The sequence below is a fragment of the Bacillus sp. SRB3LM genome (assembly GCF_015712745.1).
GTDB classification, from domain to species: domain Bacteria; phylum Bacillota; class Bacilli; order Bacillales; family Bacillaceae_G; genus Bacillus_A; species Bacillus_A thuringiensis_K.
Genome location: NZ_VWVQ01000076.1, coordinates 1 through 12,480, shown reverse-complemented (window position 1 = coordinate 12,480; position 12,480 = coordinate 1). Strand labels below are relative to the sequence as shown.

Genomic DNA, 12,480 nt, shown 5'->3' with positions numbered 1-12,480 from the left:
GTAACAGGACTTTATTGTTTTGGCTATAGTAGATGCATATTAATTGTGACTATTTCTTGTCTATTTCACAAATAAAAAAGAAAATCAAGGAATTTGCTCGATTTTCTTCTTATCATATACTATTTAAAGGTTTCATTATCTAAAATTACAACATAATCATTCGTTAATCGGCCAGCTTCTTTAGTATAACTAACAAGCCTTTGTATATTATCACAGCAAATTTTTGCTCCCCATACGAGTAACGGTACACCAATAAAGTCGATATGGAACCTTCTAGAAAACAGACCACCGAAAGTCATTGGTAAAGGTACGGTTGGTGATGTATTAGAAAAAATAATTTTTTCATGACTTTGATAATGTTTTTGCAAGATTTCTCCTAAATGCTTCATCGCAGGTACAACAACTTTTGATGCGCCGCATCCAATCGTATATACAGGATGACCATGTTCATCGATCCCATGAAAAATAATTTTTCCCATATCTTCTGTTTTCAATTTATTAAAGTAATCTACATTCAAAATTTCTTCTTTCGTTAATTTGCGATCCGTTGGTAGTTTATTTAAATGATACGCTGCAGCTAGTGAGGTAGTATGTGTTCCACCAAAATCTGTGTAAATGTATATCATATTATCATCCCTTGTTGTAAAAGTTCAATGTTAATTAGTATTACCGTTCACAGTGTCGTTAAACACAGGATGAATTTATTTTCAATGTCATTTATTAATAAATTCCAGATTACTACCATCATTTTTTTCTGACTTTCGAATATTGAATTTAGTAGATAGTTTTAAAAGTATTTTATAAATACAATATCCAAAAATAGAACCTAGAACATTACAGATCACATCATCAATATCAGTAATACGTCCCACTCCACTAAATAAAAGACTGAATTAATTGTAACAATTCAATACTAGCTGATATAGAAAATCCTAATAAAATTGTATTTTTGAATTTCTTATATTTATCCCATAGGATTGGTGCTAAAAATCCTAAAGGCATTAATAATAAAATATTTCCGCCTACATTTCTTACAATTAGACCAATCATAAATAGGGCATCTCCATCATAAGCACTACCAATTTGATTGATGTCTTTAATAATTGATGCAAATGGTATTATATTGACCGAGCGATTCAAATTTTCAAGATTAGAAGGAAAACCGATTGGTAAAGGGAATAAAGTTACTGCAACAACCATGCAAATGTAGACCACGAATAAAAAACTTATTATTTCTTTCCACCAAATCACATGTTTTTTATTTTTGGTAACAATTAATATTCCACGTACAATTAAATAACAAATAACCCCTAAAATAATAAACAAACTACCGTTGATCATATACAAATTACTAACACATCCTTTCATATAAATTAATAGTTATAATTTACAACTATATAGTAATGTTTTTTAATTTAAAAATCCATATAATCATATGTAATTGTGCAGAATTACAAAAACCCTTTATTTACTAAATAAAGGGTTACTCATTAACTAAAATACTTTTCAAAACAGAAACAGTCATAAACCCGTTTAAATTGTTTTCGTATCTCTTCTTTTATATCCATATAATTAAAAAGCTCTTTCGATTTCTGTCAATAATTTTTCAGGCCCTGAACATTTATTTGAAACAATAACCAATGTAATGCCTAAGTCTGGATATACAGCCGAGCGAAAACTCACGCCTGGGTCATAACCCATAACATGGTATTTAAAAATGTTGTTTTCTTGTGTTTCAATCCATATTCCATATCCGTACGACTGTTTATCATTTACTTGAATGTGGGGAGTTAAAAGTAATTTTGTATATTCCTTTCCTAAAATTTCATTATTAAATAGGGCCGCCCAAAATTTCAGCATGTCTGGTGCAGTAACATATGCACCTCCATCAGCTCCTCCTTTTATCGGTATAGAGTAGGCGTTTGTTCTCCAATTTTGGTTGGTTTCGTCCTTTATATATCCTAGAGCTGTATGTCTTGGTAATCTATCTAACGAAAAATAGCCAGAATCATTCATGCCAATCGAATTAAAAATGTTCTTTTCTATATACTCCGTAAATTTAAGTCCCGTCTGTTCTTCTATTATTAATCCAAGTATGATAAAACCTGCATTGTTGTAGTGAAACTTAGTTCCAGGTGCAAACATCATATTACTTTTTTGGAATAATGGTAAAAAGTCTTTTAAGCTCTTTAATAGATACATAGGTGTTTGTTTCCAAAGATCTTCGAAGTTATCCATAATACTTTCATCAAAATAATCTGGTATACCAGCGCTATGCGTTAGTAGTTGATGTATTGTAATATCTTCATCGAAGTTTGAAAATTTTATCTCTAGACAATCTTTTAATTTTGTATGAAAAGAAATAAAACCTTTTTCAACAAGTTGACAGATGCCAATTGCAGTGAAAATTTTACATCCTGAGGCAATGCCAAATCTTGTTTGTATCGTATTGTTTATACATTCACTTTGGTTTGCGTAACCCAAAGCTTTTTCATAGACTAAGTCTTTTTCTTTTTGCACTAAAACTACCCCTGAGAAATTTATTTTCTTTTGTATTTCTTTTACAATTTTATCAATTTCATCTTTTGTTTTTATCACGACAACCACCCTTATCTTTCGGTATTGTTCTTTCCCCTTATTGATTCTTCCATATAAAGGGGAAAGAACCCTTTTATTAAATACGATAAATTGTTAATGAGAACACAAAGTTCATTTCGAATTTATCCCGCTATTTGTGGGCAGTAAGACCCCCATCTCAAAATTCAGCGAAAGCAAAGAAGTTAAGTGGGGACCCTGCTGCCGTAAAAGCCCGATTGGTGAGGGCTGATAATCAGTGGGGGATGCCCCCCCTGATTAAAGTTTCACTTTATTGATTCAGTAGAATACAACTTAGATTGTGATGGGAATAAAGTAAACACACACAAGACGACAGTAATAAATAACATAATCAATGAACCTACAATAATTACAAGTTGTATAGAAATGAACTGAGTCGCAACACCAGATAATATTGTAATAAAGATTGTTACTATCGCAATAACAAGTCCATATATACTCCCAATCCGTCCCATCATATGAACAGGGATATTATTTTGGTAAAATGTATAAAATCCTGTATTTGCATATACCATTGAAAAAGATAAAATAAAGAATCCAATAGCAGCTATTAAAAATACATTTGAAAAAGCATAAATTAAATAACCAATCGCAATAAATAATGATCCTATTCCAATTAGAAATGAAGGTGCTAATTTCTTTGATAAAATTGTATTTGTTATGGCACCTAAAATAAATCCTGCACCAGCTATACTAACTAGAAAACCGTATTCACTATCTGTTAGTAGTAATACCTCTTTCGCAAACGATAGTTCAAGTGAATCAGTAGCAGTCGCTAATACGAACATACTTTGAAATAAGAAATACACACATACGACATACACATGTTTTCTACTAAAATTTATAACAGTGTTCCAATCTTTTATTAATACTGTAAGGGATAATGTATTACTAGTTGTATCCGAATCTTTTTTCGTATCAAGATTAGGTAAAAGTAATGTAATGAATCCTGATAAGAGAAATGCTATAGCATTTATATATATAGCAAACTCTAGTGTACTCGCAATTAATAAAATCCCTGCTATCGCCGGACCAATTAAAAATGCACCAGATCCTATTAAACTACGTAATGAGTTGAAACGTTGTCTTTGTTCTACCGGAATTAATTTCGTCATATACGTCATAGCAGTTGGCTCATAAATTGCACTGGCCATACTTATAAAGAATACAAATACATAAACAATCCAAAGTGACGGAAGTAAAGGTAAAATAGCGATAAATAACGCACGATATATATCGAGGTGAATCATTAATTTCCGTTTATTTAAACGATCAATCATACTCCCAGACCAAGCGTTTGTAAATAAAGTGGCTAATGGTTTTATTACATATAAAGCAGCAACAGCTAAGGCTGAGCCGCCCATATGATAGACAAGTACATTCAGTGCTATTAAGTAAATCCATGCCCCTAAATTCGCAATACCAACTCCGGACAATAGTAATAAAGGATATTTCCAATCTTTAAGTAAGTTTTTCATTTTTTGGCCCCCGCTTTCCAAATTGTTTTACAACAATAAAAAAATCCCACCCCCAAGACTTTTAATCTTAGGGACGAGATTTATCATCGCGGTGCCACCCTAGTTTGTTAATATGTCACCATATTAACCTTATCAGGTACTGCATTCTAACTCATGCTTATACCATAGCTCTATAACGGGAGCTCCCGTCACACCATCCCCTAATAATAGGTTCCGATGCGCTGCTCAGAGGCTTGGTTCAATAAAGAATTTTTACTCCTTTTCAGCTAAATGGAGCTCTCTGTGAAAAATTCATTTTATTTACTCTTCTCTTCACTGCATTTGATTTTTCCCATATTATCACAATTATTTTTAACTGTAAATAAAAAATAATCAGATATTTATATTTTCGTCATTTTTGCTTTACGACCAATTCGACATACGAAACGCATTAGCTTTTTATGAAGATAAGGAAATAAAGTAAAGAATACGTCCATCGTTTTTTTTAATGGCATTGGACAAATTACTAATTTATTTTTATGAATAGCTTTCAGTGCAATTTCAGCAAACTTGTCAGCTGAAATTGGCTTATTTGTTTTTAGTTGTTTTATAATTTGATTCTTATTCATATTAATTGCAATTGATTTTTCAAATATGGGTGTATCTACAAAAGTTGGACAAAGCACACTTACATTTACACCGTATTCTTCCGCCTCATAATGTAATGAAGTTGTTAAACCTACGATAGCATGTTTGGTTGTTGCATACGCGGTACAAAGGGGAGCTGGTCCTAAACCAGTTGCAGAAGCAGTATTAATGATATGACCAAATCCTTGTTTTTTCATGAATTGGTAAGCCAATTGTGTTCCGTAAATTACTCCTAATAAATTTATTTCAATAATATGTTTCCAATCACCCAAAGACATATCGTATACTTCTCCATACATAGCAATTCCTGCGTTATTAAACATATAATCAATTCTACCAAACTCATTAACTATTTTTATAATAAGTTTTTCTACGGATTCAGCGTTAGTAACATCTAAATATTCGAACCTAGCTAGTTGATTCTTATTTTTTATATTATTCACAAGGTTCTGGCCACAGACTTCATTAATATCAGCGATAATTACAAATATATCTTTATTTGCTAATTGAATGGCTAAAGCTTTACCAATACCAGAAGCGCCGCCAGTTATAATTGCGACTCTTTGCTCATCCATATAAATAACCTCCTGTTGTTTATACATATAATGAAAACGGACGAGTGTAAGAATTTGAACAATCGTTCTAATTCGCTTGTAACGCTACACATGTTTGTTTGTAATAGAGAGTAAAAAAATTGTAATGGTTTTATCAAATAAAGCTTCTAATTTCTCTGTTTCAATTGAATGAATGAATTGACATAAACCACCAAGCCATGAAGCTAATAAAAGACTGGAGTCCTCAACATTTTCTATATAAAATTCGCCACTTTGTATACCTTCATCCAAAATTTTATGATATGCCTTTAAAGGGATAGCAGCTAAACCATAAAGCTGTCTTACTGTAGAAGGATTCGTGCTCGGATCAGAGGCAAGCTCTTGCCCTGCCCTTAATAACGGCGTTTTGTAATTATAAAGTACAAATTTAGCCATTCCATATAATTTCCCAGTAGCATTTGCATGCTGTTTTTCTACTATTTTCCATTTTTCGTGCCAGTTTCTCATACTGTCTTTAGCTAAATAAACAAATAATTCTTCTTTATTTTTATAATGATAATATATATGTCCTTTACTATAACCAGAGGATTTCGCAATGTTATCAATTGAGGTCCTTGTATACCCTTTTAAGGAAAATAACTCTATCGCTTTCTCTGCTATTATTTCTTTGGCTAAATCGCTATCATATCGTCTTTTACTCAATGTAGACTCCTTCTGTCGTTTAATATAAAAAAATTGAACAATCGTTCTAATTTCAATATATGTAAGTTTTTTTGTTTTAGTAACTGTTAAAAATCTTATTTATTATTTTCTTAAAAAATACGGTGCGTGAAATTACTCATAAATTTTAAAAAAAGAACCTATTGGATATAGGTTCTTCAACAAGTTTGAATTAATTCGTATTCGCCTCTGTTAACGGTTGTAACGGCGGTTCTAATTCTAGTTCTAGTGTATCTCCTTCTTGTAAATCTTGTCCTTTTTCAATACTTTGGCTCGTTACATAACCTGTACCAGAAGTTTTCAAATCTAATTTCAAAAGCTTAGAGAAATACATAACATCACGCATGGACCAACCTTTTACATTTGGCATTTGTGCGTTATTCCCTAATAAAAATATACGATCACCTTCACTCATTACCTCGCCAGACTGTGGATATTGTTTTATTATTTTTCCTTCTCCTAAAATTACCGGCTGTAGCTTCTCTTTTTCTACACTTTTCTCTGCTGTACCCATCGATTGATTTACATAATTTTGTACTTTTAATTGAGATTGTTTCGCTGCATCAGCTATTTGTTTTTCGGTATACGGTTTCACCTTTAAATATTCAAGGCTGTTTTTTATAACAGGTTTAAATATTTCAGCAAGAGGCTGAGCTCCATACTCATCTCCTTTTAACTTTGGCTGCTTAATAGCTAAGTATACGATTAACTCCGGATCATCAATTGGAGCCATTCCTAAAAAGGAGAAAATGTAATTCTCTTTCCCTTCCATATATCGGCCGTTTTCAGGATTCGGGATTTGTGCTGTTCCTGTCTTACCTCCAATTGGATAACCATCCACTTTATACATTGTACCAGTTCCTTTTGAAGATGTTATAACACGCTCCATTAAACTTCTAACCTTGTCCGCTGTTTCTTTTTTTATCGGATTCCCAATTTCTTTCGGTTGATTTTCCATAATAACTTCTTTGTTTGTTGGATTTACAACTTTATCAACGATATATGGTTGCATTATTTTCCCGTCATTTGCTATAGCAGTAGCCGCTTGGATTAATTGAATCGGAGTTACTGTAGAACCTTGACCGAAAGAAGTTGTAACCTGTTGAATTTGTGTATTTAATAATAAAGTATTTTTACTTTCTCCAGGTAAATCTATCCCTGTTTTTTGATTGAAACCAAATTTATTCATATATTGCTTAAATTTATTTGGTTTCAGTAACTGATCTTCTAAAATAGAAAAAGCTACGTTTGATGACCTTTCAAAACCTTCATCAAATGTAATTGATCCCCATCCAAATCCACCATTATGGTCTTTTATATCAGAGGAACCAACGGAATATTTTCCAGATTGAAAATATTCTTTTCCGTTATATACACCTTCATTAATGGCAGCTGCTAACGTAAAAACTTTCATTGTTGAACCTGGTTCATATGCATTTGCAATCGGGTCATTTAAAAAGTATTCGATATCACCTACATTAGGATTGTAACTAGGTTTACTAGACATCGCTAAAACCTTTCCTGTTTTTGGATCAGCAATAATGCCAATTAACATAGAAGGATCATAATGTTCTTGCGCTTTGTTCATCGCTTCTTCTAAAAAACTATTAATTTGTTTATCAAGCGTTAAATATACGTTATTCCCATTTTTAGCTGGTTCTACTTTACCTATATCATTTGTAAGCGGAATTCCCCTTCGTGTACCCACATATTCTATATTCCCGTTTGTCGAGCGCAAATATTTATCCAAACTCTTTTCAAGCCCAAACTTCCCTTCCGTATTCCCTTTATCATCTGGTCTAGCAAAACCAAGTATATAGGATGCAAAGTCTTCATTCGGATACACTCTTGCTTTTTCCGACATAAAAGATACACCTGGTATTTTTAAATCATTAATTTTTTCCTTCTTTTCCCTAGATAAGTTCCGACCAATTTTCCCAATTTCAACTTGCGTACGCCCTTCATGAAAGTTTTTTAATACTTCTTCTTTATCAATTTCAAGCGCATCGGCTAATTGTTGTGCGGTTTCATCTTTATTTTTCACTTTATCTTTTCCTTTTAAATTCACAACAACTCGATACGTTGTAGAATCTTGTACTAACACCTTTCCGGTTTGATCATAGATAGTGCCACGATTCGCTTCTAAAACACCTTTTTTATTATGTTGTTCATTCGCGAGATCCTTTACATTCACATTATGCACGACTCCTACTGCCTGAATATAGAATATACGCAAAATCATAATAAGAAACAAAACAATAAAAGCAATCATCATATATCGAGCGCCTTTATTCGTTTGGAGTTTTTGCATACTTATCTCCTCTCTTTTGGAATGGATTCGTACGAAGATCCGTTTTAAAATTTGTAGTTTTTGTTTGCGATACTATATGTTTCGAAGTTTTCTTTTTAATTCCTTTAAAACAATGCAAAACTAACTGTTGTTATTTTGCGTCATTATTTTATATATTGTAAATATGGTGCGTGAAATTTCAGAATATTAATTAGTACAACTTGATTACAGAGCACTCTAAACTCTTTTCGTATTTCCTATAAAAAATTCCCCTCTGGATGTCCAAAGGGGAACTTTTTATAGGAAAATTATGCGATATGGTTATATTTTGCTAAGAAAGGAATTCGTCTCGCTACTAATGCATACATTTTGAATACAAGTTTCGCTATTGGTTCAAACATACGTGTACTTTGCATTACTAAAGCGCTCGTAATAAGTGTTAAGAATGCTGCACCAAGTATATCTAAAGGATAATGAACACCTACGTACATACGTGATATACCGACTAGTACTGCCCATAATAGCGCGATATATTTCAGTTTTTCTCCTCTAAGAATAAATACGAAGGCGATTGAAAATACAAGTACAGAATGATCACTAACGAATGATGAATCTGCTGCGTGTGGTACTAATTGGTGTACATCATGTGATACGAACGGGCGCGGATGGTAATATACCGCGTGTATAAGAACATTTACTACTAATGCAATAATAACCGAAAGCGTCGTATATAAAACTGTATATTGTTTTCTAATTGCCTTCTCTTTCTTTCCATTATTAAACCATAAGATAAACATAAATAAAACGGCTACGTATGCAGCGCTATTTGTAATAGAAACCATTAACGTATCTAATAGTTTGGATGAATCAGCAAAATTATTAAACCACTGAAATACTGTGTAATTCATTAAACTCTCTCCTTACATACAAGTGTTCTTGATTTACACAGTATACAATACCATTATGAAAATGGACTTAAACTTTTTTCATCTAATTCTCATTTTACTATTACTCATATGACAATTATAAAACAAATTTTATACGCTATTTATGTATAAAACCGGTAAGCCTTTATAATAAGGCAGTTCGTATTTTTTTCATGTTTGAAATACATAACATATTCATTTAAATATACTAATTGTAAAATCATATTTTTTAATTCATTTGAAGTACAATATTTCCGAATTGTTCCCCATGTTCCATACGGCTTAGTGCTCGAATTGCTTCTTCTAACGAGTAAACCTTATCAATAATTGGTTTAATTTGATATTTTTCAATAAACTTTATCATCTCATTAAATTCCTCACGGCTACCCATGGATGTTCCCATAATATCAATTTGATTATAAAATAATGCGCGTAATGGTAATTCAATTGTATCTCCTGAGCTTGCACCAAAATTCACGATTCTTCCATTTGGTTTTAATACATCAAAATATTTCAAGAAAGTTGCCGGGCCTATACTATCTATTATTAAATCTACTTTTTCACCTTGTAAGCTCTCTTCCCAATTTCCGGTACTATTAAAAGAAATATCTGCACCATATTTTTCAGCATGTTCCCTTTTATTCTCTACCCTTGAGGTAACACTCACTTTAGCACCAATTGCTTTCGCGAATAACATGGCAAATGTAGCAACACCACCGCCTATTCCCGGAATTAAAACATGTTCACCGCACTTCAATCTACCCTTTGTAAAAAGTGCTCTATATGCAGTTAGTGCGGATAAAGATAAAACACCTGATTCTTCCCAAGTAAGATATGCCGGCTTTTCTACTACATTTTCAACCGGTACAATTACATATTCAGCAAACGTTCCACCTTTCGGTCCACCTAGCACTTCCGGTAACTCTGGTACTTTAGTAGCATGTTCCCATCCAATACTAGGATTAATAATAACTTCTGTATGTAGTGTAATATTTGAAACTCCTTCTCCTATTTCTGTAACAATTCCTGATCCATCTGACCCTATTACTAATGGTAGATCCATTTCTTTTCTATTATTTATAATAAATAAATCCCTATGATTTAATCCTGCAGCTTTTAACTTGACTTTTACTTCACCTGCATTAGGACTTATCTCAGGTAGAAATTTATATTCTAATCCCTCTAATCCTTTTTCATATTGATGTACAATAGCTTTCATTGCTTAATTCCCCCTTAATATTTCCAATGTACTAGAAATATCAAAATAAATAAAATAGTTTGCCTCCAATAATTAGAAATTATATATTTTGACATGAAAAAATCCCCCTCCCTATAAAAAGTATAGGAAGGGGTTTCAAAACTAGTTAGATAGAAATCTATAAATTCATTGAGTTCTAGCCAATTCTAATATTTTTCGAATAAACGGCGCTTTTGCCTTTGTATATGAAACACGATCAAAAGCATATGTAATAGCAAGCCTCTCTTTTAATTCTCTATATTCTTTACGTGCCCATTCATGGCTTATTAGAAAGTCACGAAATAAAATATTGTTTCTCCACTCATCACTATTATAAATATAAATATGCAAATGATGAGTACCCGCTCTCCATTTTCCCTTTCTAAAAAAACGCCAATTCGTTGCATCTTTTGGAACATACTCATATCCAATTTCCGATAGAACTTCAATCCAGTTTTCAGTAATTTGTAAGTCTGTTACGCCAATCATCATATCAATAAGAGGTTTAGCTCCTAATCCTTCTACTGCTGAGCTTCCTATATGTTCAACAGCAATTATTTCTTGTCCTAACAAGGAACAGAATTTTTCTTTTTCTTTTATATACTCTTCGACCCAGCCTTTTTGATATGGTTTAATAACAATTTGTTGATCCATTGTATTCACCTCTCTATAAGTATTTATCATTATATTTATAAAATTTTATGTTGTTAGCATAGGATTTCCATAAAATATGTCGAATAGTGGAATGTACAACTTAATTATATTAAATGTGAGGTAATCTATGAAAGATAATTCAGTCGAAATTCAGTTAAATAACGTAACATTCCAATTAAAAGAATATCATAATTTTGATTGGCTTATTAAATTAGGGACCGTATTTGCAGTTTTTGACCAGCAAGATTCAGGGAATATAAGTTTTGGTGTAGAAAAAGATGGGCATAAGAAATTTATCAAATACGCAGGAGCACAAACAATTGCATATGAAGGAACAACGGGTGATGCTATTAAAAGGCTAAAAAATTCAGTTACTATCTATGAAGATTTAAAGCATGAATCGCTCATAAGACTAATTGATCATTTTCCAGTCCAATCTGGATATGTATTAATTTTCGATTGGTTTGATGGTGAATGTCTTCATTCGCATTGGAGTTTCCCACCTCCTGAAAAATATAAAAATCCAAACTCACCATTTTATAAATTTAGACATTTATCTGCTATAGAACGAATTCATTCCTTACATTCCATTTTTTCTTTCCATACTTATGTAGAAAAGAAAAACTATGTAGCAATAGATTTTTATGACGGTAGTATTTTATATAATTTTAATACAAACGAAACAAAAATTTGTGATATAGATTTATACAGTAAGAAACCTTACATAAATAGAATGGGCCGGCTATGGGGTTCCTCCCGTTTTATGTCACCAGAGGAATTTGAACTAAACGCAACAATCGATGAAAGAACAAATGTATTTAATATGGGAGCAATGGCTTTCTCACTTTTAGGCGGTGAAAAAGATCGTTCTTTTATAAAATGGGAAGCAAGTAAGGAATTATATGAGGTAGCGTATCGTGCTGTAAATAAAAATCGTGCAGAACGTTATGCATCAGTTACAGCATTTTACGAAGCGTGGTTAAAAGCAGCTAACGCAGAAAAGATATAACCCTAAATTATTAAAAGAAATATAGAGTTTATACTATACTTGTTTTGTTTTCTTTGCTATTGCAAACTTCAAAAAAGCTGCAAGTAGGAGGAGGAGCGTTATTCCCTGAATAAAGAGACATCCTCCAAAAAAATCAAGCGTAGTGCTATATGGAGAGTCTGTTGCCATCACACCTATAAATAAAGCCATTGGACTTGTGAGTAGATTTATCCTTAAACAGATCATTATCAATGATAGATTTTTAGCCTTAATTTTTGATGAACCAGACAAGAAAAATAAAAATATCGCAGTACCAAATATAAGAAACAGTGTTACATAAAAACTTACCATAATATCCCTCCATGAATATAATTGTACCATTAGCAAGTA

General features: G+C 32.2%; 11 protein-coding genes, 2 pseudogenes and 1 other annotated feature. Of the genes and pseudogenes, 1 reads left to right on the top strand and 12 read right to left on the bottom strand.

What is annotated here, in order from left to right; translation table 11 throughout:
• Positions 1-119: 119 nt before the first annotated feature.
• From F3I02_RS21200 to F3I02_RS21155, 11 genes and pseudogenes are all read right to left on the bottom strand, one after another.
• Positions 120-626: a DUF3189 family protein gene (locus tag F3I02_RS21200; RefSeq protein WP_000639421.1), complete on the bottom strand. Its 507-nt coding sequence runs from the start codon at positions 624-626 to the stop codon at positions 120-122.
• 87 nt (positions 627-713) lie between these two features.
• A pseudogene (locus F3I02_RS21195) lies at positions 714-1,347 on the bottom strand (VanZ family protein).
• Between the two features lie 143 nt (positions 1,348-1,490).
• Positions 1,491-1,559: pseudogene (locus F3I02_RS35010) on the bottom strand (GNAT family N-acetyltransferase); the annotation flags it as partial.
• Between the two features lie 13 nt (positions 1,560-1,572).
• Positions 1,573-2,598, bottom strand: coding sequence for a serine hydrolase domain-containing protein (locus F3I02_RS21190; RefSeq protein ID WP_000598053.1), 1,026 nt, complete (start codon positions 2,596-2,598; stop codon positions 1,573-1,575).
• 263 nt (positions 2,599-2,861) lie between these two features.
• Complete coding sequence (locus F3I02_RS21185) at positions 2,862-4,094, bottom strand: MFS transporter (protein ID WP_196478396.1); 1,233 nt, start codon at positions 4,092-4,094, stop codon at positions 2,862-2,864.
• A 66-nt stretch (positions 4,095-4,160) separates the two neighbouring features.
• Positions 4,161-4,419: a binding site (T-box leader), on the bottom strand.
• 55 nt (positions 4,420-4,474) lie between these two features.
• Entirely contained in the window at positions 4,475-5,296 is an 822-nt protein-coding gene (locus tag F3I02_RS21180; RefSeq protein WP_196478395.1) for an SDR family NAD(P)-dependent oxidoreductase, read from the bottom strand.
• Positions 5,297-5,380: 84 nt separating this feature from the next.
• The gene (locus F3I02_RS21175) at positions 5,381-5,977 is read right to left on the bottom strand and encodes a TetR family transcriptional regulator C-terminal domain-containing protein (protein ID WP_196478394.1); all 597 of its coding nucleotides are present in this window, start codon (positions 5,975-5,977) and stop codon (positions 5,381-5,383) included.
• A gap of 190 nt (positions 5,978-6,167) precedes the next feature.
• Positions 6,168-8,306, bottom strand: coding sequence for a penicillin-binding protein (locus F3I02_RS21170; RefSeq protein ID WP_089148795.1), 2,139 nt, complete (start codon positions 8,304-8,306; stop codon positions 6,168-6,170).
• Positions 8,307-8,593: 287 nt separating this feature from the next.
• Complete coding sequence (locus F3I02_RS21165; protein ID WP_001110134.1) at positions 8,594-9,193, bottom strand: undecaprenyl-diphosphatase; 600 nt, start codon at positions 9,191-9,193, stop codon at positions 8,594-8,596.
• A gap of 247 nt (positions 9,194-9,440) precedes the next feature.
• A complete protein-coding gene (locus F3I02_RS21160; RefSeq protein ID WP_046945054.1) occupies positions 9,441-10,430 on the bottom strand; it encodes a zinc-binding dehydrogenase in 990 nt (329 codons plus the stop codon).
• A 165-nt stretch (positions 10,431-10,595) separates the two neighbouring features.
• Complete coding sequence (locus F3I02_RS21155; protein WP_196478393.1) at positions 10,596-11,102, bottom strand: GrpB family protein; 507 nt, start codon at positions 11,100-11,102, stop codon at positions 10,596-10,598.
• Between the two features lie 127 nt (positions 11,103-11,229).
• On the opposite strand from F3I02_RS21155, the gene F3I02_RS21150 reads away from it, so the two are divergent.
• Positions 11,230-12,111: a serine/threonine protein kinase gene (locus F3I02_RS21150; protein ID WP_196478392.1), complete on the top strand. Its 882-nt coding sequence runs from the start codon at positions 11,230-11,232 to the stop codon at positions 12,109-12,111.
• A 33-nt stretch (positions 12,112-12,144) separates the two neighbouring features.
• Here F3I02_RS21150 and F3I02_RS21145 read toward each other — a convergent pair whose 3' ends face one another.
• A complete protein-coding gene (locus F3I02_RS21145; protein WP_163051878.1) occupies positions 12,145-12,441 on the bottom strand; it encodes a hypothetical protein in 297 nt (98 codons plus the stop codon).
• Positions 12,442-12,480 lie beyond the last annotated feature (39 nt).